The following is a 21,864-nucleotide window of genomic DNA, read 5'->3' as shown; positions in this document are numbered from 1 at the left end:
AGAGATCGTGAAGCGAGCCATACCTGTAGTCGTCCTCAGCATCGCGGGCCTGGTCCCCATCTGGCGCTACGAGCCGTCCATCGGCGGCAGCACGACCACCACGGAGGCGGCCTCGACGCCGTCGGCCTCCTCGTCCTCGGGTCCGGGTGCGTCGTCGGGCACCGTCGTCAAGGGCACGACGGTCACCACCGAGAAGGGCCCTGTGCAGGTCCAGGTGACCTTCCAGGGCGACAAGATCACCGCGGTGAGGATGCTCCAGCAGCCGAATCACCCCCAGACCACGGCCGCGGTGCCGAAGCTGATCGCGGAGACGCTGGAGGCGCAGAGCGCGGACATCGACACCGTGTCCGGCGCGACGATCACCACCGAGGGCTACAAGGAGTCCCTCCAGGCCGCGATCGACGCGAACGCCGAGGCGGCGGCCGCCTCGCCCTCGCCGTCCGCCTCGGCCTCCACCGCCTCGGCGGCGCGGACCGTCGACGGCCCGGCGGTGAACACCGCGAAGGGCACCGTGCAGGTGCAGGTGACCTTCGAGGGCGACGAGATCTCCACGGTGAAGATGCTCCAGCAGCCGAATCACCCCCAGACGACGGCGGCCGTGCCGAAGCTGATCGCGGAGACGCTGGAGGCGCAGAGCGCGGACATCGACACCGTGTCCGGTGCGACGATCACCAGCGACGGCTACAGGGAGTCCCTCCAGGCCGCGATCGACGCGAAGGGCTGACCATGCACAGGGTCGAACACGTCATGGGGTTCCCGGTCTCGCTGCGGGTCGACGACGCGCACGTGGGCGAGGAGACCGCGGACGCCGTCTTCGCGTGGCTGCGCGAGGTCGACGCCCGGTTCAGCCCGTTCAAGCCCGACAGCGAGGTGTCGCGGCTGAGCCGGGGCGAGCTCGCCGAGGGGGCGGTGAGCGCGGATCTGCGGACCGTGCTCGACCTGTGCGAGCACTACCGGGTCGCGACGGCCGGCGCGTTCGACATACGGCTGCCGGGCCGGGGCCTCGACCCCTGCGCGGTGGTCAAGGGCTGGTCGGTGCAGCGCGCCGCCGAGCTCCTGACGGCGGTCGGCGCCCGGCGCTTCGTCCTCAACGCCGGCGGTGACGTGGTCGCCGCCGGCGGGCCCTGGCGGGTGGGCGTACGCCACCCCGAACACGCCGACCGACTGTGCACGGTCCTGGAGCTCACGCACGGCGCGGTCGCCACCTCCGCCCGCTACGAACGCGGCGACCACATCATCGACGGCCGCACCGGCCGCCCGGCCACGGGACTGCTCAGCCTCACGGTGGTGGCCGACACCCTGACCGAGGCCGACTCGGTCGCCACGGCCGCCTTCGCCATGGGCGCGGAGGGCGTCGACTGGGCGGCCTCGCTCGACGGTTGCGAGGTCTTCGCGGTCGACGCGGACCGACGGGTGCTGCGGACTCCGGGCTTCCCTACGGCGTCGGCACCCGCGTCGTCGGCGGCGTAACCAGATCCGCGGGTCGCTCGTCGGTGTGTCAACACCCGGGTGAATCAGCGGAGTTCCGACGCTGGTGACAGCCAGCCGCTGCTAGCCTGCGCCCAGGTCGTCGCACAGATGGGGGAAGGAGCTGAGCGCGGTGGTCCAGCCTTTCGCCGTGTACCGGGACGCCATGCGGGCGGCATGGGGCGAGGACTGGTGGCTGGCGTGGCCACTGCTCCAGCGCGTCGCCGTCGGAGACGTACTGCAGAACTCCCGGGGCAGCGTGCGCCCCGCCGGGACGCTCGCCGAACGGCGGATCGACCACGAGGTGACCTCTCCCCAGGCGCGCGGTGAGTTCGTCTACGACGCCGGGGGCGGGATCGATCTTCGGTTCAAGGCGGCCGGCACCACCGATCCGCTGTTCGCCGCACTCGCGGAGGCGGACGCCGGGGCCCTGCTGCGGTTCGGTCGGCAGACCGGTGCTCTCGTCGCCTACCGGGGCCTGACGGAGACCGCCGTACCGGACACCCGGCAGCTCGCCGTGCACCTCATCGGCCGTTACTGGCAGGGGAGATGGGACCAGGACCTGCTCGCGGTCACCCAGACCGTGCGCGCCGATGCCGCCGCCGTCCTGGTCACGGCCGGGTCGGACGCGGCCGTCGAGCTCAGACTGGCCACCTCCGTGGGTGCCGGGCCGGTGCAGCTGATCGACCTGGCCGGCGGCGCCGAGGTGGCGCTCAGCCGGCACCTGGGATTCCAGTGGATCGGGGACACCGTGACCCCGCTGTACCGGGTCGTCAGGCTGCGCCGCAAATGGCTCGGCGGAGTGCGCGAGGAGTTCGGGCCCGTCCAGCCCGGCCGTGGGCTGGACGGTGAACCCGTGCCCGAGGTGCTGCTGGAGGAGGCGCTCGACGATCCGTCGGCGGTGCTGGAGTACCCGAGCCCACCCGAGGACGACCCGTCGGCCCCCGAGAGCGAACCGTCCGTAGCCGAGGGCGACTCGTCGGCGGGGGAGACACCCTGACCGCTTCGCTCCCCGACCGCCGTGCGGCCGTCCGACGGCACATGGTCGACGGGCTGGTCGACGAGTTGCGGCAGTGGGAGGCGGTCAGCCGCGGCGGTGGCCCGCTGGAGAAGCACCGCACCCAGATCGACGCCGCCCTCGCCCTGCTCGACGCGGGAGTCGCCGACGCCCGGGAGCGGCTGGCGGACGGCCGGGGACACGAGGTGCCGGCCCGGATCCTGGACCTCCACCACGTCTGGGACTTCTTCCGCGGCCGGTTCCTGCTGCGCCGCGTCCGTGGCTACCGGCGCACCCTGGACATCGCTGACGAACTGGCCTGGGAGTGCTACCGGCCCGTCCTCGACCTGCCCGGCAGCCGCCCCAAGGAGCCACCGCTGGTCGGCTTCAGCAGGACGGCCTCGCCGCGCGCGCACCGCCGCGGCAGCGCCTACCACGACCTGCTGCCCCGCGGCGGCATCCACACCCGCGAGGGCCGCACCGCCGCCGCCCGGCTGCCGTTCCCCGTCATCGACGTGCCCTGGCACTACGACGTACAGCTTCCCGCGCTGCTGACCGTGGCCCACGAGACCGGACACCACATCGAGGACGACTGCGGACTCGGCGACGAACTCCGCCTGCGGATCCTCGGCGCGGGACTGTCACCGGACCGCGTCACCCACTGGGAACGCTGGACGGGCGAGGCGTTCGCCGACATCTGCGCCGCCGTCGTCTGCGGCACGGCGTACGCGGACGTCCTGGCGGAACTGCTGGAGGCCGGGTCCGCCGGGGCCGACGACTTCTCCGACGGGCCGCATCCACCGCCCGCGACCCGGGTACGGCTGGCCCGCGCCGCCGCCGTGGCGGTCGGACCTCCTCGGGGCGCCGACGCCACGCACAGCCCGGACGGCCTGGAGGACCCCGAGATCACGGCCGTGGTCTCCGCCTTGCTCGACACCGGCTACGACGGACTCGACGGCCGGCGCCTCACCGACCTGCTGGTCCCGCCCGACGCCGCGGACGTGTACGCCGGGGCGGAACGACTGCTGCACCGCAGGCCGTCCGGGTGCGGTCGCGCGGCCACGGTGCTCGCCGCCGCCGCCCTCGCCTTCCAGAGCGACCCGGCCGGCTACGAGCAACGGGGCGTGGCGCAGCGAGCCGAGGCGGAGGTGCTGCGGCTGCGGACCGCCGGCTCCCGCACCGCACAGCGCGCGGAGGAGCAAGGGGCGGTCGAGGAGAACCGGTTGCGTGACCGCGCCGAGGCGGGTGCGCTGCTGCTGCGGGCCCTCGATGCCGCCCGGGAGTCAAGTGGGGACATCAGCCCATGAGTTCACCGAACCGGAGCTACCCTGACGAGGGCGCGCCGATCGGACGGGGGACCACGATGGGGTTGCAGTGGACGCCGGCGGTCCTGCACCGGCAGCGGCACGGACGTGTGCAGTGCGTGCTGTGTCCCTTCCGCTGCTCGCTCAAGGACGGGGAGACCGGTCTGTGCGGGGTCCGCCGCCGAGCGGGCGACCGGATGGAGACCGCGACCTTCGCATCGTCCGTACGGCACTGGGACACCGTCGAGCGCAAGCCGCTCTACCACTTCCGCCCGGGCACCCCCTGCCTCACCCTCGCGGCCCCCGGCTGCACCTTCGCCTGCGACTACTGCATCAACCACCGCATGTCCCAGTACGGCCGGGAGGACTCCGTCGGCTGGGACGCCGAGCCCGTCGATCCCGACGAGGTGGTCCGGGAGGCCGCCGCCCGCTCCGGGTGCGTGGCTATCTCGTACACCGAACCCTCTCTGGCGCTCGAACTCACCGTCGCCCTTGCGGAGTCGGGCCGCGCGCACGGCGTGGACATCGTCTGGAAGAGCAACGGCTTCCTCACCCCCGAAGCCGTCGAACTGGTCGCCCCGCATGTCGCCGCCGTCAACGTCGACCTCAAGACGCTGGACGAACACGACCACCGGGAGCTCACCGGTGCCCGCCCCGGCCCCGTCCTCGACGCGCTCACCGGGCTGCGCGAACGCGGTGTCTGGGTCGAGGTGTCGACGCCCCTGATCCCCGGCCTCACGGCCGGCGAGGAGACGTTGCGCCCGATCGCCCGCGCGCTGGCCGCGCTGGGTCCCGCCGTCCCCTGGCACCTGGTGCGGGCCACCCCGGCCCACCGCCGCACCGGCCACGCCCCCACCTCGGTGGCCGCCCTGGAGGCCGGGGTGCGCACCGGGCACGAGGAAGGCCTGCGGCACGTCTACGTGGAACGCGCCCTGGGCGCCGAGGGCCGCGCCACCCGGTGCCCCGCCTGCCGTACCACCGTCGTCGAACGCGACGTCTGGGCTCTCGGCGACAGCCTGCTCGACCACGGAAGGTGCCCGCACTGCGGCACCGCGCTGGAAGGAAGATGGTGACCCCATGGCCGACGACTCTCCCGGGTACCGCATGGTCGAGCACATTCCCGACCTCATCCAGCCCGAGGAGTACGAGGACCACCCCGAGGGCCGCCTGGTGCGCATCAGCATCAGGACCGACGGCGAAGGGGTTCAGGTGATCGGCGACGCCTTCCGCCCTGACCTGCTGGAGGGGCTGCTGGAGGCGCTGGGCCCCGACGCGATCGAGCAGATGCTCTGCGGGTGACCGTGGCGCCTACTCCTCCAGCAGCAACGCCGTGAGCGACTCCCGCAGTTCCTCGGGTGAGGGGTCGGGCGGCAGCACATGACGGTGCCGGGCGGGCTCCCGCCACGGGATCCGCGGATAGTGCACCCGCAGCTCGCGCAGCCCGGGGATGGGGACCGGCTGGAGATACGGGTGGGACAACAGGATCACCCGCGGTGGTCCCGCCATGTCGGCGGTCAGACGGCCGGCCACCACCTCCGCCTCCCGGAACGCGGTCCGCACGTCGCCGGCCTGCAGTGAGCCGGCGGCCCACACCTGCACCAGATCCTCCGGGCCCACCAGCAGCCGGGAGCGCCACGGCTCGCTCAACGGCACCAGCGCGCAAGGGCGTTGGAGGCGGAGCGAGGCGGTGGTCAGCAGATGCGCGGCGAGCCGCAGGACGGACCCCACCTTGCCGTGGGTGGCGGGTGTGTCGTCCAACAGCAGGACGACACCGTGCGGATCGCGTGGCAGCCGGCCGCTGCTGGTGCGGTACAGCAACTCGTCGCGGGCGTGCCGGGACCGCAACAGCGCGGTCGGCAAGGCGAGTTGAGTGGGCAGCAGCCGGTGGGCCGGGCCGTGCCGGGCCAGCCCCGTACGCCCGGTGCCGCCCAGGCCGCCGGTGGCGAGCCCGGCGTCGCCGTCAAGGAGCCGCAGACCCAGCAGCGCCCGCTGGGCCGGCCCGGGCGGAGTCAGCGACAGCCGCAGCCGGCGCATCCGGGCCGGCAGCGTGAGGTCGGCGGCCACCGCCTCGGGACCGAGGATGCGCAGCAACACGAGCAGCCGTTCGTCCACCGTCCCGAGGGCCGCCGTGAGCTCGGTGAGCGGGGGCGCGGTCCTGCGGTCCGGTACGGAGGATCCCGCCAGGACCCGGCCCAGCGCCCGGGCCAGATCGTCGGGTGTGACCTCCGGCGGTGCCAGATACGCCGGGTCGGGGGTGAGATCCGCGACCAGCAGCAGGACGAGCCCGGCCAACGCGGGCGCGGGCCAGCCCAGTTCACGCAGCGCGTGCAGACCACGGTGGTCGGCCAGCGTGCGCAGCCGGGGCGGAGTGGAGCCACGCAACAACGCGAGGAGATCGGCCAGCAGGTCCAGCGGCGTTCCGAACCCGTCGCCGGCGGCGGCCGTGCCGATCCGGATCAGCTCCTCCTGACCGCTCGGCAGCGCCGCCGACTGTGCGTGCGAGCGCCCGGTGAACAGATCCCAGAGCACGGCGGCCCCGGAGTTGTAGGTGGCCGCCAGCTGGTCGCCGACCGGAGACCAGCGCAGGGTCCACAGATGACCGCCCGCTCCGTCCGGCGGCAGTATCACCCGGACCCTGCGTGGCTCCTCGGCGTCCCACACCTCGGCCACGGAGTCCTGGTCCGCGGACGGGAAGGCCAGCAGCCGCGAGTCCGCGCACCAGGACAGCGCCGGCGCCCAGTCCCGGCCGCCGGCCTGTCCGAAGACACGCAGCCGGATCCAGCTGCCGGTGTCCCACACCACCACCGGACCGCCCTCGCTGCCGGCCGTCGCGGCGACCCGGCGTCCGTCGGGGGACCAGGCCACCCGGCAGACCATGGTGTTCGGGTCCGGCCAGTCCAGCACCCTGGTCCGCTGCAGCCGCCCGGTCGGCCCCGGCTCCCACACGATCACCCGCCCGCGGGTTCCGGCGGCGATCAGTGCCCCGTCCGGCGACCACGCGGGGCGGCGCACTCCCGCCTCGGCGGGCAGCCGCTGCAACCCGCCGACGTCCTGACCCAGGTCGTGGACCAGCAGCCGTATCGGATCCGCCCCGGGCTCGGGGGCGGCCCAGCGCAGCGGGCGCACCGGATCGGCGGCCACTGCCTGACCCGCGGGCCGTTCGGCCAGCACCTCGCCGGTGCGGGGGTCCACCAGCCGGTTGACGCCCGTCTCGTAGTGCGCCGCCAGCACCAGGAGCGGTCGGCGGCCGGCCAGACAGGCCGCGTCGTACCAGCCGTGCGGGAAGCTCGACACCGGCTGCTCATGGATGTGCTCCGGCGCGTCGGCGGCGTGTTCGAGGAGCCGGCCGGGCCCCGACTCGCACCAGTGGCGGGCCCCGTCGGGGGACCAGGCGAAGGCGGGCGCCACACAGCCCGTGCCGGCCTCCGGGACCCGCGTCGGGCGCAGCACCGCCTGCGCACGGTCCATTGAATGGGTGTGCACCTTGCCGACGGTGACGCCCATCGCGTTGGCCCAGCGGCGCAGTGCGGCGGGATCCCGCTGCCGGTGCGGGCGGGGCACCGCACCGGGCGGCTCCCACACGGCGACCGTGCGCGGATCCAGCCGGGCCGCGAACAGACCGCTCGCGGAGAGGCTGAGCTCGCCGGGACCGGCCACCTGCCCCGGCAGCTGCCCCAGCGGGTCCAGCTGCGAGCCCAGGATCCGCAGCCCGCCCAGGGCCGAACCGGCGATCAGCAGGGAGCCGTCGTGGCTGAACGACAGCCCGTTCATCCGGTGCGGGAAGAACTCCCGCCCGAGCTCCCGGCCGGAACCGGGATCCAGCAGCCTGATACCCGCGTAGTCCTCGACGGCGACGACCCGCCCCTCCGGCGAACAGGCCACCCGGCGCAGCCCGTCGAAGGGGCCGCCCAGCGTTCCGGTCATGGTGCGCCCCTGGGGCTCCCACAGCTGTGCGGAGGTCGAGGTGGCCACGCACAGGATGTCCGGCGACCCCGGAATCCAGCACACCTCCGCCACCGGGTCGAGACCGCGCAACCGGGTCACCGAGTCGCCCGCGCGGTCCACCAGCAGTACGTCGCCGGAGTACAGCCCGGCGGCCAGCAGCCGTTCGTCGGGCGACAGGCCCACGGCGGTGACCTCGCCCTCGGCGTGCAGCTGGGCGGGGAGGTCCAGCACCTGTCCGGTGTCCGCGTCGACCAGGACCAGCCGGCCCGCGCCGAGCAGCATCAGCCGGTCGCCGTCCGGACTCCACACCGCAGCGTCGGTGCCCTCGGTCGGCCGGTCGGCCGGTGCCGGGCCCGGCCAGGGCAGCCGCCATACCGGGCGGCCCTCGTCGTCGTACCGCACGACCTCGCCGCCGTGGACGATCACCAGGCCCGTGCCGTCGGGCGACAGACACAGACAGTGCGTGTCCTCGGCGGGCACGGTGAGGATCCGCTGGGCATGCCGGACCCCCGGCGCCGGCGTGGTCACTGCGCCTCGTCGAGCTGGGCAGCGGCCCGCTCGTACAGTTGCGCGGCCCGCTGGAAGTGCCCTGCCTGTTCGAGCAGTTCGGCGGCCTCGCGGTACTCGCCGCGCAAGGAGTGCTCCATGGCCGCCTGGTTCAGCCGCCGGCGCTCCGTCTCCGGGGTGCGGACGGCCGCGGGCGCCGAAGGTACCGGTTCCGGTACCAGCCCGGCCAGCCGCCCCAGCAGCTCACGGGCGGACTGCGAGACACCCGTCGCGAAGACCGGCGCCCGCGGCACCCACAGATGCCAGGCCGGCCGCACCTCGTCGAACCGCAGCTCCCAGGCTCCGTCCCGGCACAGCACCTTGATGACGTCGCCGCCGAGGCCGAGGACCTCCTCACGGGCCGGGTCGGGCAGCGGTGGACTGAGTACGCAGCCGCTCTCCAGGTACAGGGCGCCAGGACCGGCCTGGTAGACGCAGATCCCGAAGGGCAGGGACTCCAGCAGCCCCGGTGGCTCGGTCACCAGATGGCGCCCAGGACCGAAGGCCACGACGGCGGTCTCGTGCAGCGGGCGGGAACGCAGGAACCGGCGCAGACCGTCGAGTTCGGCGTCCGAGATCAGCACGGCGTCCACCCGGTTGGGTGCCCTGGGGCTCGGGACCAGACGGACCGGCAGCGGCGGGCCCAGGGCGGGCACGGGCACCGGCGTGCGCTCCGGCTCGGCCGTGTTCAGGACCGGACCGGCGTCCAGCAGCGCACCCGTCGCCGGTTTGCCCAACGGCCGCCACCGCCAGGGCGGGCCGACCGTCGCACACTCCACCACCACATGGGGGCCGTCCGCCTGCTCGTCGAGCAAAAGGGAGTCGTCCAGGGGGAGTTGGAGCCGCAGATCGATCAGCACCCGGCAGTCCGGATCGGCCGGCCGGCAGGCGACCGTCCCTGGCAGCCGCCCGCAGGCCTCCACCAGGCCGGCGGGTACGGCACCGTCCGTGGCGTGCAGTTGCAGCAGCAGCCAGCCCGTGTCGGTCCGGCCGTCCGGACCGAGGCGTTCCACCGGCGTGAACGTGGTGTGCACACCGGTGGCCAGAGCGCGCCGCAGCAGCCAGCGGGCCAGCGCTCCCGGGGCCAGTACGGCGATCTCCCGCAGCCCGGGCGGCGGGGCGACGACCGGGCTGTGTGCGGCCAGTTCGGCGAGCGTGACGACGTCCCAGCCGACGACCGCGGTGATCGGGCCCGCGGGCAACGTCCCGGGCGCCGACCGGTCCTCGGGCCACAACACGCCGTCGGCATCGGTCTGATAGACCGTTCCGCCGTAGCCCGCCACCAGGGGGATGCCCGGCCGGTGCCCCGGGCCGAGCAGCGCCCAGACCGCGTTGTCGTGCGGTGATCTGCGCAGCCCCGGCGGCCCGAGGCCGGCGGTCGCCGCGACATGCCCCAGGGCGGCCCGAGGGGACGGGAAGCGGGCGGCGGCCGACCAGTCCGGCGGCTGCGGTTCGTACTCGGCCGGCGATGGTTCGACCGGCGGCGGGCCGGCCCGGTTCTGCACGGGCACCGCCGCGAAGCGCGGGGGCTTCGGTGGCTCGCTGGGCGCGGGAGGGTAGCCGGTCTGGGCGGGACGCGCGGAAGGGAAGATCCTTCTCTTGGTCCGCTTTGGAGTGTTCATCCGTCCCCCGATGCGTGGATCCGAGTGTGGTGCGGTCCTACGGGGCAGGCGGGGGCGCGGGTCCGGTGGGAACACCGGTGGTGTCGCCCAGGACCCGGGCCGCCCACTGCTGCCAGCGGTCGGCGCACCCGGTCACGCCGGCCCGGTAGGAGGCCGCGAAGACCAGGGCGCCGAGATCCGGACGGCCCACCAGCTCCGCCGCGGTCACCGCCCACAGCTCGACCTGCTCCCGCTCTCGGGCGGGGGAGAGGTCGCCCAGCCGTTCAGCCGCCCCGGCCAGGGTCTCGACCAGGGCGGCGGTCTCGCCGTACGCACGTGCCGCGGCGAGGCGACGGCCGATCCGGCGGCGCAGCTCCTGCCCCCCGGGATCCGTCCGGGCGGCGGTGAACAGCTGCTCGGCGGTGGCGAAGGAGCGGGTCCTGGTGACCAGGGTCCAGCCCGCCCGCAGCAGATCGCCGGCCCCCTCGAAGCACTCGGCGGCCGCCTCGTACCGCCCGATCGACAGCCAGCACTCGGCGGCCCGGCCCGGCCGGCCCTCGCGCAGCCAGCACTCGGCGGCGCGTGCCGGATCCTTGGCCTGCTCCCACAGCTCGGCCGCCTTCAGCCGGTGCCCCGCCTCCTCATGGCACCGGGCGGCCTGGGCGTAGTCGCCCGCCTCCGCGTAGCAGAAGGCGGCGCGTACCAGGAGTTCGGGCGATCTCGTCATTCCTGGAGCCGCTCCCGCTCGGGGGTCTGCTCGGGCTCGTCGGGCACGGTCAGCGCGACGGCGGGACCCGTACGGCCGTCGTCGACGACCTCCTGTACGCCCGGCCTGCGGTCCAGGACCCGGCCGATCGCGTACGCGATGTCGTCGTGCGCGGCGTCGTGGTCCTGCAACCGGGTGGTCCGGCCGATGTCGTCGATCTGGAACAGCTCGACCTCGCCGGTCTCCGCGTTGTAACGGAACTCGACCCTGACCCGCATTCAGGCCTCCATCTCGAACTGGATGTTGAGCATCCCGTCCGTCTCGTCGACCTGCAGGCCCTGCGCCCCGTTCGCACGTGCGTATTCGACGATGGCGTCGCGGTAGGCCACGGCCAGTACCTCGTGCACCGGACGCAGAAAGTCCGTACGGGCGTCCGCGAGCCGGTCGGCGGCGTCCCGGGCGAGCTCCTCCCGCCGCTGCTCGGCCGTGGCCACGACCCGCCGCTCGGCCTCCTCGCGGGCCTCGGCGTCCAGCTCCGCTCCCTGGCCGGCCAGACGGGCCTGGCCGGCCAGGCGGGCCTTCTCCTCCTGGCGGGCGGCCTGCTCGGCGGCCTTGCGGTCGGCGCGCTCCTGCGCCTCCAGACGGGCGGTGCGCTCGGCGACCGACTTGCTCAGGCCGCCCCAGCTGTCGTCGTAGTAGCGCTCGGTCCGCTCGGCCGTGGTGTGGACGTCGACCGTGCCCTCGACCGTGCGGGTCACCTCCGCCTCGGCGCTCACCACATCGATCAGCCGCGCGGTCATCTCGATCTCACCGGTGTCGAGGTGGTAGGCGACCGTGCCGCCGTCCAGCTCCATCCGGTAGGTGCCGTCCTGCCACGCCCAGCGGGTGTCGGATCCGAGCGCCGCCTCGAACGCGCGCCGGGCAGCCGCGCCGAGCAGCGTCCCGAACTCCTGGCGCAGCGTTGCCTCGCCGGTCACATCGGCGCTCGCCCGGCCTGTCCGGCGCACTTCCTCCTGCCACATGCGGGTGAGTCGGCTGGAGGCCCGGACCCGGACCCGTCGGGGATTGCACATGGGGGTACCCCTTCGTGTATCCCGTGCTCATGCGAACTGGTCGAGGAGCACGTTCACTTCGGCAATGATACGAGTCAGCTCTGCCTCGGTCTGTGAGTTCACCGGCTGATGCTCCCTCAACTCCCGTGACAGGTCGCCGAGTTTGTGCAGGCCGTCGATCACGCTCCACTCGCTGGGTCGTCGTTCGGGGGTGAGCGGGGCGCTGACCTCGCGGGCGTCCAGCAGGATCTCGTGGTCGGGCCGGCGCCGCCGGGCGGGGCTCCCCGCCGTGCTTCTCCACCACGGCGTGCACGGCCTCCTCCACCGTGGTGCGGTCCGCGGGGTCGGTCCAGATGTGGGCCAGCGGCCACAGGTCCACCGGCTGGGCCGTCTGCGACTCGCGCAACAGCGCGGCACCGGCGACCAGCTTGAGACTGCGCACCAGCCGCCGGTCCGACAGCTTGACCCCCTGGATCAGCAACTGGCGTACCAGTTCCCGGTGTTCACCGAGAGCCGAGTCCAGGTCGATGTCCCGCAGCCGCAGAGAGAGCCGGGTGAGACGGTCGACCGTCAGGGTGCCGCCGCGGTCCGGGGCCGCCTCGCTCCCCGCCGCCAGCCGCCGCGCCTCGTGCCGCCAGCCGACCAGCAGCAGCCGCTCCAGGTCGGTGCCGCCCACGGGCTCCACCAGGAGCCGGATCAGGAACCGGTCCGAGAACGCGGTCAGCCCCGGGTCGTCGGGGATGTCGTTGGTCGCGCCCAGGAGACTGACCAACGGGGCACTCTCCGCCCGTGCGCCGTTGTGGTACCGGCGTTCATTGAGCAGTGTCAGCAGCGTGTTGAGGATGGCGCTGCTGCCCTGGAACACCTCGTCCAGGAAGACGAGTTCGGCCTGTGGCAGCATTCCCTCGGTGTTCACGTGGTAGGTGCCCTGGCGGAACCGGTCGAAGTCCAGTGCCCCGAAGATCTCCGACGGCTCGGTGAACCGGGTCAGCAGATAGCTGAAGTGCCGGGCTTCGATCTGTCGGGCCAGCGCGGAGATCAGCTCGCTCTTGGCGGTGCCGGTCGGTCCGAGCAGCAGCGCGTGCTCCCGGCAGACCACGGCGAGCTGCAGCAGTTTGACGGCGCGCTCCCGGCCGACGAACTCGTCGCCCAGCTGCCGCCGTACGTACTCCAGGTCCCTGATGGTGTCGACGGTCTCCTGGCCCCAGCTCACCGTGGCCTCCTCCCTCTGCTGTCGGGTCTGTCGTGCCGGTCAGAGCCTGCTGGAGCGCCGCTGCTGGCGGCGGGTGCGCTGGAGCTGGCCCACGATCTGGCCGAGCTGCTCGGGCGTGGGCGACACCGGCGGGTCCTGGAAGTGGGCGGCGACGAAGGCGTCACGGAACACGGAGTGGATGTCGTCGCCGTTGCGGCCCTTCAGCGCCGCCGCGATCAGCTCGTCGACCCCGCCGCTGACATCGATCCCGAACTTCCGTGCGTGCAGACTGATCATCTTCAGCCGGGCCTCGTCGTTGGGTACGTCGATGCTGATGGTCTCGAAGCGGCTGGGCCGCAGCAGCGCCTCGTCGATCAGGTTCAGCCGGTTGGTGGTGCCGATCACCAGGGTCGGTACCTCGGGGCGGAAGCCGTCCATCTCGGTGAGGATCTGTGCGACCACGGCGTTGCCGGCCCGGGAGCCGCCGTCGGAGTGGTCCGAGCGACGCGAGGCGATGGAGTCGAACTCGTCGAAGACGACCACCGAGGGGGCGTTGCGCCGGGCCTCGGCGAAGATCTCCCGGACGTTGCGCTCGCTCTCACCGACGTAGGTGCCCATGATCTCCGGGCCCGAGACCACCAGGATCGTGGCGTTCATCCGGTTGGCGATGGCCTTGGCGAACAGCGTCTTACCGGTGCCCGGCGGACCGTGGAAGATGAAGCCCCGCGGGATCAGCTTGGTGCGCAGATGGTCGTACTCCGGTGGCAGCCGGTGGTGGCCGATCACGATGTCGATCGCCCGCTGGATCTGTTCCTTCACCTCGTCGTAGCCCGCGATGTCGTCGAAACTGACGTCCGGGACCTCGAAGTTGCTCGACATCTGGGCCTTGAAAGCCCGGATGGTGGCGTACAGATCGCGCGCGCTCGGCGCCTCGTGATCCAGGTGCACACTCATCGCGTACCGCATCGCCTGGCGCAGCAGGACCGGGTTCATGCCCGCGACGTGCTTGTAGAACTCGATGGGGTCGTACCGGTCGTACCGTGCCGCCTCGCTCACCGTCACCAGGGCCCGGCCCAGCGGCTGTTCCTCGTCGTCGTCCCGGAACCACACCGTCCGCGGCACGCCGGTGATCGACACCCGGGTGCTGAACCGCTCGGCCAGCACCTCGGGTACCGAGAGCGAGGGCGCCGCGAAGGCGAGCATCACCCGCTCCGGCGCCCCGTGCAGCAGCTCGGTCACCTCACGGGCCTCCGCCGACAGGGAGCCGTCGCTGCCCCCGGCGAGCAGATCGAGATGCTGGACGACCAGCACCTGGTCGTCGTTGAGCCCGCGGATCAGCTCCCGCAGCCGGGCCAGCAGCCGCTGGCGCGGATTCTGCTGGACCGGGATCAGATCCGGCGGCTGCTCCCGCGGCGAGGCCTCCTGGGCGTCCTGGAGTTCCTCGGCGTCCTCCAGCACCTCCGCCCGCAGCCCGGCCCGGATCGCCATCTCCCGCCACAGATGCGGTACGACCGGCTTCTCGGCCACGACCAGCACGGACAGGCCCGCCCTGAGCAGCGAGGAGACCTGGGCGATGTCGCGGCCGTAGGCCAGGACCGTGGACTCGGCCTCGTGCAGCTGCTCGGGCTGCGGGTGCCGGTACTCCGGCTCCTGCGGCGCGGCCTCGGCATCCGGGCCCGGGCCCGACGGCTGCTTGGACAGCGAGGACGTGGCGGGAGCGGTGGTGGTCTCGGACGCCGGTGACGATGCCGGTGAGTACGTCGGCGGATAGACCGGTGTGCCGTAGGGCAACTCGGACTGGAGCAGCAGTTCGGGAGAGACGGACTCCCAGCGCAGCAGGCCCCAGCCCGGCTCCAGCGGGGCGCGCAGCAAATAGGGGCCCGACGCCAGTGCCTCGGAGACCGTGACGTCGGAGGGCTGCCGGCGCAGGGCCCGCAGGGACGCCTCGTCGGGGGCGATGACGCAGATACGGCGCGTGGCGGTGGTCATGCGGTGATCGCCTCCAGTCGTTCGACCTGTCGGTACAGGCTCACGCCCGCCAGGTACTGCCGGGTGATGCCGGTCCGGGCCCGGAGCAGTCGGGGATGCGAACGCTCCAGCCGGGCCAGTGCGGCCCACCACCGGGCGACCGGGCGGGCCGAGGGCAGGTCGGGCGGCACGGTGAGACAGAGCTGGGCCTGCTGGATCAGCAGGAGGTGCTCGGCCTGGTGGCGCAGCAGCGCGGCCTCGTACACATCCAGCACCAACTCGCGGTCCTGCATCCGCAGTTGGTCCAGGAGCCGACCGCGCCACAGGGCCTGTGCGGGGGAGGCCGGGGCCTCGCACCAGACGCTGGTGAGCAGACGACGCCCCTGAGGATGCGTCAGAAACGTGTCCTCCAGGAGGAGTTCGGCCGCCGACTCGCCGGGCGGGTTCGGCCGGTCCAGGAGCGCGGTGAGCGGCGAGGCGTCCCGCAGCCGCTCGGCCAGCAGCGGGGCGCTCGCACAGTGCGGCAGGGCGGGAGCGACCACGGCATGGTGGGCCAGGACGTCCCACAGCGAACGGGCGCCCGGGACCGCCCGGACGGCCTCGGCGGCCAGATCGGCCTGCCCGCGGGCGCCGATCGCCGCCGCCAACAGCACCGCTCCGGCACCCAGCGGGCGGCGCTCCTGCTCTGCCAGCCGGTCCAGACGCAGCCGGGCGGCGCCGTACACAGCCACCCTGACGACCTCGTCCGTCACGTCCGGCGGCGGGGCGGCCAGGTCCTGAAGGTCCCTCAAGTCCCCTTCCGGCGGCGCCGACCGGTCCGTGTCACAGTTCCTCGACCACAGCAGCACGCTCAAGGCGGTATCGGCCGCGCTCATCCCCCACCCACTGTTCGACTTCGCGCACACCGTCGCCGAAGCGTGCGTAGAAACGCAGCAGCCGCTCGGCGCTGGTGATGTTGACTAGTCCGGCCACCTGCCAGGGCTGTCGGAAGGTACCCAGGTGCAGGTCCACGTCGATGCCCGACAGACCCGACTCCTTCCCGGAGAACAGGTGCGTGTGGTACCAGCCCATCAGCTGTTTGTCCTCGGAGGCGGACAGCTGCCGGTTCACCTCACGGAAGGAGTCGCCGGTGAAGGTGAAGTGCAGGGCGCCGGCGCCCGCGTGCTCCGCCGGAGTGACCTCCGTGATCTCGACCAGATAGCGTTCGGCGGACTCCTCGCCCTCCTGTTCGGCCGGCTCCGGTTCGAGGACCCGGCGCACCTTGCCGAGGAGGAAGCCGCCTTCCTCCAGTCGGCGCGAGAGCTTCATCAGATACAGATGCTCGTACGTCTCGCCGGGGATGAGGACGGTCACCGGTCCCAGGCAGGCCGGGTCGATGCCCAGGTCCCCGGGGTCGATCCGGGGCACCGGCGGCTCCTCCACCTTGCGGATGGCGAAGTTGCGCCGGGGTTCGCGCAGATTGAGGTCCATGGTGCCCTCGACCTCGGGGGTGGAACGCGCGAGCGCCACCGTGGCCAGGTCGGGGTGGTCCAGGCAGAAGCCCCAGACCTCCTCCTCCGGATCGATCTGCTTGACCACATGCTGCAGCACGGGTCCGAGCAGTTCCCGGACGGAGAACTCCCGGTCCACCACGGTGTCGCCGCGCCGTGAGATGGTCACCCCGAGCCTGCCGATCTGACTGCGCAGATTGTGGATGGTGCGCGGCCCGTCCATCAGCCGTGGATCGGGCCTGCGCACATACCGCAGCCGAAAGTCGACCTCGTCCTCCGGATCGCCGGTCTCCAGCTCTCGCCGGAACGCCTCGACGAGCAGCGACGTCAGGGACATCTGGCCCAGCAGATCGAAGGACGTGCTCTTGTAGAGCAGCACTTTGGCCGCACCGGTCCGGTACTCAGTACTCATCCGGGCTCGCCTCCACACGATGGACGGTCAGGGACCTGGAGCGATCGGCCCTGGCCGTCAGCCCCGCCCGGGCCAGCCAGGTGGTGCCGCCGATCTCCTTGATGCGTTCCTGGCCCTCGAAGGAGAAAGCCCAGGCGGCCGCCGCCCGGTCGAGGTAGCCGCCGCGCTCCAGCATGTCCCGCACCACGCTGTCGAAGTCCAGGGCCATCTGGTAGTCGTGCGGGAGGATCTCGTAGTTGCGGTAGCGGGCCATGTCGATGAGCATCTGGCACAGCACGTACAGGCTCAGGTCGGGCGTGTAGTCGGTCATCAGCGGCCCCAGACACACGGAGCCCTTGCCGAGCTCCTCGTCCCGGGCGATGTTCGGGTGGAACACCTCCGACCGCCACAGCACCCGGGGCGCCTGGATGGGGAACTCGGCCGGCAGCCCTATGACGAGTTCGTGCCGGTCGATCGGCCGGGGCTCCAGCGGCCAGGCCTCCAGATCCTCCGGCGGGGCGAAGCCCGGGACGTGCAGCTCCACCTCGAACCGCAGCGGCAGCCGGTCGTCGTCCATGCCGACCAGCGTGAACTCCTCGTGCTGGTCGGCGAAGTCGGCGATGTCCTCGCGGGCATCCGCGATGGCTTCGAGGCGCAGCAGGCTGTCGACACCCGCCGTCGCCTCGCCCGATACCTCCAGCTGACCGCCGTCGCGGATGCCCTGGTTGAACAGCGGAACCTCCGGATCCAGCCGCCGGGCCTCGTCGTTCTCGTCGCGGTAGTCGACGACGGCCCGGCGCAGCTGGCCGTTGGCGTCCCGGGACACCTCCGCGCGGTACTGCGCCCAGACGGCGGGCACGAGCTCGCTGGGCAGGGTCGTGTTCGGGACGTACTGGATCTCGTACAGCTGGCGGTCGGGTCCCATGACCTGGAGGCGGGTGTACAGGGCCGGACGGAAGTCGTGCTCGCCGTAGAGGACTTCGACGCCGGGCGCGATCCGTGCCGCCCGGTCCTGGAGTTGCTGGAGCCGGCCCTGTGGCATCTCGGCGACCCGGAACGCGGCCTGCTGGTTGGTGGCGTAGAGCTGCACGGCCTCGTGGTCGACCAGCTCACGGACGAGCCGGTGGAACTCCGGGTAGGCCTCGCTGCCGACGAACTCGATGGTCCGGTACAGCGTGTCCGCGTTCCCGCCGGCTCCGGCGTGCTCGCGCTGTTCGGTGCGCAGGAACTCCCTGATCTTCAGCAGCTCATGGTTGCCGGGCCAGCGCCGCAACGCGGTCTCCACCAGCCGAGGGACCCCTTCGCGTTGTACGGCGCCGAGTTCGAGGGCGCGTACGGTCTGTCGCCAGAAGGTGACGACATCCTGGCCCGCCGCGCCCCAGGGGGGCCGGGTGTGCGGCGGGAAGTCCATATCGTCCAGGAGCTCCTCGGCCTGCGTCTGGGTGCGGTAGAGGTCGGCCAGGGTGTCGGCCAGAACCTGCTTGATCTCGGTGGGCAGTTTGCCCGCGTCGTTGTTCACCGGGATCTTCCTTTCCCGCCGGCCTCGGAGAGTTCCAGGTAGCGGATTCTTCGGGTACCTCCGGTCCCGAGGACCGGCAGGATCTCGCGCGGGGCCACGTCGAGTTCGGCGAGCGGGGTGTGCGGGGACGCGTCCGTGAGCCGGGTGGACTGCTGCGTCGGCGGGGATCCGGGCAAGGGCGCCCAGGTCATCACGGTCTCCTCCGGGGCGAGATGGGCGGCGAGGTCGGCAGGGGTGGAAAGGACGGTGTGCGGTGTCGGGGACACCAGGGAGGCGGGGATCCGGGCGTGCAGCGGGCAGTCCGGATCGCGGTGCACCCGGACCGGGCTCGCCGTACCGCTCGCCGCGTCCACCCGGACCAGGCCGGGCGTGGTCTCGGCCCCGCAGAGCAGCCGTACGACGGTCACCGCCAGCCAGGCACCGATCAGCGCCGAGACCGGGGCGGAGGCTCCGGCGTCGGTCGTGGTGGCGTCCGCGCAGGCCCAGGGATCGTCCTGGGCGGCCCGGTCCCTGGGGGTGAGGCCACAGCCGAAGCAGGCGCCCGACGGATCGTAGAGCCGGATCTCCCCGCCCCAGGGGCTGGTGCCGCCGTCGAGCAGCGGGACACCGACGAGCTGACAGCGCCCGGCGAGCTGGAGCCGTGCGGCCAGGCTGTCCAGACAGCCGACGACGAGCGAGGCATCGCGCAGCTCGGCCAGCCCCACCCCGCTGACCAGGGGAGCGGTCCGGGCATCCACACACGTCACCGGGGAGAGCTCGCCGAGCCGGCGCGCGGCGATCGGAGCCTTCGGGCGGCCGATGTCGTCGGCGCGGAACAGCGGGGCCCGGCTGAGGTTGCCCTCCGAGACGGAGTCGGGGTCGCACAGCACCAGGCGCCCGATGCCTGCCAGGGCCAGCTGCTGGGCAAGCTGGCTGCCCAGGGCGCCGACTCCGACCACCACGACGGTGGCCGCGGCGAGCTGCTGTTGGTCCCAGCCCGGGATGAGCTCGTGGCGTTCGAAGCGTCCCACGTCAACTCCGCTTCAAGGTGCGGAAGTTCATGGGGCACTGGACGACCGTGAGGTCGCTGCGCCACTGCTCGAAGCAGCCGAGTCCGCGGGCCGGATCCTGGTGGACCGCCTTGAGGCAACCGCGCTCCTCCGGTGAGCAGGGGCAGACGACGACCGTCTCGAAGAGCCGGAACGTGTGCCGGCACACGAAACAGGCGTTGCGCTGGCGGGGGTGTCCCAGGGCCGGGTCGTCGGGCATCAGGCGCACGGTGTGCAGGGAGTCCGGCGACGGATCGGCGGAGTCCACCCCGCGGAAGAACGCGGCTTGTGCCCGGGGGTCGGGCAGCTCCGACGGTGTCGCGTGCCCGCTGCACGGGAGATAGCGCAGGTGATGGGTGACGTCGGCCAGTTTGCCGTCCGCCGAGTGGCGCAGAAAGACCGTGTCGTCCAGACGGAAGGTGTGTCCGCACACCCGGCAGGGCGCCCGGCGCCGGTCGCCCGGCCGCCGCCAGGTACCGAGCCAGCGTGAGTCCAGCGTGGTGGAGGCCGGCCCGTCGGCGCCGGCGACCTGGGGGTTCTCGCCGCGCTGCTGACCGCGGTCGAAGGCGCTGGCCACTTCGGGCGAGGCGGAGGTGGCGGCCCCGTCGAAGGCGCCGCTCTGCTGAGAGCCCGTCATATGCCGTTTCCCGTACGGGAGATGTGACGCAGATCGTCCGGGTCGTGGCCGTTCAGCCGCAGCGTCGCGCGCCCGGCCGCGCAGGCCCGCTCGATGTCGGGGGAGTGGGCGAGCGAGGTGTAGAAGCCCTCGGCGAAGGCGAGCCCCGCGTCGTCGTCGAGTTCGCTCACGGTGCCCACCACGGTGTGCGCGCACTTGAGGAGTCCCTCCGCGTACGCCGCCGTCCAGCAGGAGTTGAGGACCACACAGTCGAGCGGGGCGTGCAGGCCGAGTGCGGGGGTCAGCGCCTCGACGGGCACCGCCGCCGAGGCGCCCGTCTCGTCCTCGAAGAGCAGCCGGCCGTCGTCGGTGCCGTGCCCGGCGAAGTGCACGATCCGGGGGAGTACGGCATCGAGCTGCGGGAGGATGTCGGAGATCCGGGTGGCGGAGTGGACCGTCACGGCCAGCCGCCCACCGGAGCGCGCCTCGGCCTCCCGGATGACGCGCTGTTCGGCGCCGAGCCGCATCCTGGCCTCGTCGAGCGGCGCGGACATCAGGCACAGCACCCGCACCGTCACGGCCGGGGCGGCATCGCCGGCCAGGCTCCGCAGCTTCGCGTGCCCGGGGTATCGGGCCGAGGCCGCCGCGAACAGATGGCACGGGTCCACCCCGTCGACCCGGCCCCGGTGCAGGGCCTGACAGGTGGTGCGCCACCAGTCGGCGGCGGCCAGCGGCGGGGCGAAGGGCATCAGGATCGCCGGATTGACACCCAGGTCTTCCAAAAGGGCGTGACTGCTCGTCACATCCGGAAATAATTCGCCCAACAATTCGAATGCGCCGTCGTCGCGCAATTGTCTCCAGGTCGAACCGGCCATCTCGTCCCCCGAGCCAACTTCCCCTGTGTGTGCGGTGGTTCGAAAGAAGAGTACTTGCAGTGCCGTCCCGTGGGTGTACTTTCGGAATGCGCAGCACACTTATCGGGGGCGGGCTTGATCGAGCGTCTTGAAATGATCACCTGTGGTGGCCGCGGTGCCGAGAAGTCGATCTTCGAGATCGATTTCGACCAGGGGGAGAAAACCAAGGACGGATTCCGGGAACGCCGGGGTGTCCTGGTGCACGGGGGCGGAGAGCGCGTCGTACAGCGCATCGCTTATACCGACCAGGCCCGCCGCGAACTGGGCCGTGCTGTCAGGAACGCGGATCTGCTGGTCCGCCGGCTCGGCGTCACCCGCTATCCGTCCGAGCTGAGCCGGGTCATAGGCCACCGGGCTGACGGCCGGGCCCCCTTCCTGGTAGCCACCCGCAGAGGGCGCCCGCTGTCCGAGCTCCGCGACGAACTCCCGCTCCCTCCCGGGGAGCTGTGGAGCGCGGTGGACGGCATCATCGCCGTCCTCACCCAGTTGAACGAACTGCGCCTGGTGCACCGTGACATCCGGCCCGAGACACTGCTGTGGGACGGCGGCTCCGTCCAGCTGGCCGACTTCGGTCTCGCCGTGCACGAGGGCGATGAGCGCGGCGCGGCGGTGGGCACCGACCCGTGGCGGTCCCCCGAACAGGCGGCGGGCCTGGGCAAGGCCGACTGCCGGGACGACGTGTACTCCGCCGGAGCGGTGATCTTCCACCTGGCGACGGGCGAGGACGCCGCCGCGACCCCGGACATGCGGGGCCGGGTCAGACTCCTCGACAGCAGCCTGCGCAACCTCCTGGAAGGCGTCTTCACCGACGCCGCCCGGCACCGGATCACCGGGTTCGCCCTGCGCAGACGCTGGGAGGGGGTCCCGGCCAAGCCGGAGACGGCTCGCCCCCACACGCCGGTCGAGGTGGAGATGGAAGCGCGCAGACGCTTCCACGAACTGCGCGCCCGGCAGCGGGCCTACACCCACCGCGCCCTGGCCCCACCGCCACCGCCCCGGGTGCCGCGCGCCCCCGCTCGTCCGTACCTGGGCCTCGCCACCACCCGTGGGGCCACCGTGACCGGAGTGCTCGTGCTGGTGGTGGCCGTTCTGGCGATCGTCGCCGTGCTGGTGTGGTGAGGAGGACGA

The 21,864-nt window shown here is 72.6% G+C and carries 19 protein-coding genes and 1 pseudogene; 7 read left to right on the top strand and 13 right to left on the bottom strand.

Going from position 1 to position 21,864, the window contains the following annotated elements:
- Window positions 1–7: 7 nt before the first annotated feature.
- The 6 genes from QF037_RS12530 (at window position 8) to QF037_RS12505 (ending at window position 5,067) form a co-directional block, all read left to right on the top strand.
- On the top strand, window positions 8–724 hold the full coding sequence (locus tag QF037_RS12530; RefSeq protein WP_307024616.1) for an FMN-binding protein: 717 nt from the start codon (window positions 8–10) through the stop codon (window positions 722–724).
- Between the two features lie 2 nt (window positions 725–726).
- Window positions 727–1,470 (top strand): FAD:protein FMN transferase, encoded by a 744-nt coding sequence (locus QF037_RS12525; RefSeq protein WP_307024613.1) that lies wholly within the window; start codon window positions 727–729, stop codon window positions 1,468–1,470.
- Between the two features lie 130 nt (window positions 1,471–1,600).
- The gene (locus QF037_RS12520; protein ID WP_307024611.1) at window positions 1,601–2,467 is read left to right on the top strand and encodes a hypothetical protein; all 867 of its coding nucleotides are present in this window, start codon (window positions 1,601–1,603) and stop codon (window positions 2,465–2,467) included.
- A 41-nt stretch (window positions 2,468–2,508) separates the two neighbouring features.
- Window positions 2,509–3,771, top strand: coding sequence for a hypothetical protein (locus tag QF037_RS12515; RefSeq protein WP_307024608.1), 1,263 nt, complete (start codon window positions 2,509–2,511; stop codon window positions 3,769–3,771).
- On the top strand, window positions 3,768–4,841 hold the full coding sequence (gene amrS, locus QF037_RS12510) for an AmmeMemoRadiSam system radical SAM enzyme (RefSeq protein ID WP_307024606.1): 1,074 nt from the start codon (window positions 3,768–3,770) through the stop codon (window positions 4,839–4,841). Before QF037_RS12515 ends, amrS begins: the two co-directional genes overlap by 4 nt.
- Window positions 4,842–4,845: 4 nt before the next feature.
- Window positions 4,846–5,067, top strand: coding sequence for a radical SAM-modified peptide, FtsH ternary system-associated (locus tag QF037_RS12505; protein WP_266821138.1), 222 nt, complete (start codon window positions 4,846–4,848; stop codon window positions 5,065–5,067).
- A gap of 9 nt (window positions 5,068–5,076) precedes the next feature.
- On the opposite strand, the gene QF037_RS12500 is transcribed toward QF037_RS12505, so the two are convergent.
- From QF037_RS12500 to QF037_RS12440, 13 genes and pseudogenes are all read right to left on the bottom strand, one after another.
- Window positions 5,077–8,241 carry a WD40 repeat domain-containing protein gene (locus QF037_RS12500; protein WP_307024603.1) on the bottom strand — a complete coding sequence of 1,055 codons (3,165 nt, stop codon included), beginning with the start codon at window positions 8,239–8,241 and terminating at the stop codon, window positions 5,077–5,079.
- Window positions 8,238–9,770, bottom strand: coding sequence for a hypothetical protein (locus QF037_RS12495; protein WP_307024601.1), 1,533 nt, complete (start codon window positions 9,768–9,770; stop codon window positions 8,238–8,240). Before QF037_RS12495 ends, QF037_RS12500 begins: the two co-directional genes overlap by 4 nt.
- Window positions 9,771–9,918: 148 nt before the next feature.
- On the bottom strand, window positions 9,919–10,587 hold the full coding sequence (locus QF037_RS12490; protein ID WP_307024600.1) for a hypothetical protein: 669 nt from the start codon (window positions 10,585–10,587) through the stop codon (window positions 9,919–9,921).
- Complete coding sequence (locus QF037_RS12485; RefSeq protein ID WP_307024598.1) at window positions 10,584–10,844, bottom strand: hypothetical protein; 261 nt, start codon at window positions 10,842–10,844, stop codon at window positions 10,584–10,586. Before QF037_RS12485 ends, QF037_RS12490 begins: the two co-directional genes overlap by 4 nt.
- A complete protein-coding gene (locus QF037_RS12480) occupies window positions 10,845–11,588 on the bottom strand; it encodes a hypothetical protein (RefSeq protein WP_307024596.1) in 744 nt (247 codons plus the stop codon).
- A 352-nt stretch (window positions 11,589–11,940) separates the two neighbouring features.
- Window positions 11,941–12,831, bottom strand: a pseudogene (locus QF037_RS12475) (AAA family ATPase); the annotation flags it as partial.
- Window positions 12,832–12,870: 39 nt separating this feature from the next.
- Complete coding sequence (locus QF037_RS12470) at window positions 12,871–14,799, bottom strand: ATP-binding protein (protein ID WP_307024594.1); 1,929 nt, start codon at window positions 14,797–14,799, stop codon at window positions 12,871–12,873.
- Entirely contained in the window at window positions 14,796–15,653 is an 858-nt protein-coding gene (locus tag QF037_RS12465; RefSeq protein ID WP_307024592.1) for a hypothetical protein, read from the bottom strand. Before QF037_RS12465 ends, QF037_RS12470 begins: the two co-directional genes overlap by 4 nt.
- A complete protein-coding gene (locus QF037_RS12460) occupies window positions 15,601–16,680 on the bottom strand; it encodes a JAB N-terminal domain-containing protein (protein WP_307024590.1) in 1,080 nt (359 codons plus the stop codon). The genes QF037_RS12465 and QF037_RS12460 overlap by 53 nt, the downstream gene beginning before the upstream one ends.
- Entirely contained in the window at window positions 16,670–18,178 is a 1,509-nt protein-coding gene (locus QF037_RS12455; RefSeq protein ID WP_307024588.1) for an effector-associated domain EAD1-containing protein, read from the bottom strand. Before QF037_RS12455 ends, QF037_RS12460 begins: the two co-directional genes overlap by 11 nt.
- Window positions 18,175–19,188, bottom strand: a complete 1,014-nt coding sequence (locus QF037_RS12450; protein ID WP_307024586.1) for a ThiF family adenylyltransferase — start codon at window positions 19,186–19,188, stop codon at window positions 18,175–18,177. Before QF037_RS12450 ends, QF037_RS12455 begins: the two co-directional genes overlap by 4 nt.
- A 1-nt stretch (window position 19,189) precedes the next feature.
- Window positions 19,190–19,843: a hypothetical protein gene (locus QF037_RS12445; protein ID WP_307024584.1), complete on the bottom strand. Its 654-nt coding sequence runs from the start codon at window positions 19,841–19,843 to the stop codon at window positions 19,190–19,192.
- Complete coding sequence (locus QF037_RS12440; protein ID WP_307024582.1) at window positions 19,840–20,625, bottom strand: CHAT domain-containing protein; 786 nt, start codon at window positions 20,623–20,625, stop codon at window positions 19,840–19,842. Before QF037_RS12440 ends, QF037_RS12445 begins: the two co-directional genes overlap by 4 nt.
- Before the next feature lie 204 nt (window positions 20,626–20,829).
- Between QF037_RS12440 and QF037_RS12435 the strand changes: the two genes are divergently transcribed.
- On the top strand, window positions 20,830–21,855 hold the full coding sequence (locus QF037_RS12435) for a protein kinase domain-containing protein (protein WP_307024580.1): 1,026 nt from the start codon (window positions 20,830–20,832) through the stop codon (window positions 21,853–21,855).
- Window positions 21,856–21,864 lie beyond the last annotated feature (9 nt).

The organism is Streptomyces canus, assembly GCF_030815415.1.
Classification (GTDB): domain Bacteria; phylum Actinomycetota; class Actinomycetes; order Streptomycetales; family Streptomycetaceae; genus Streptomyces; species Streptomyces canus_F.
Note: the sequence above shows the minus strand (reverse complement) of the source record. Positions and strands in the feature narration are given on the sequence as shown.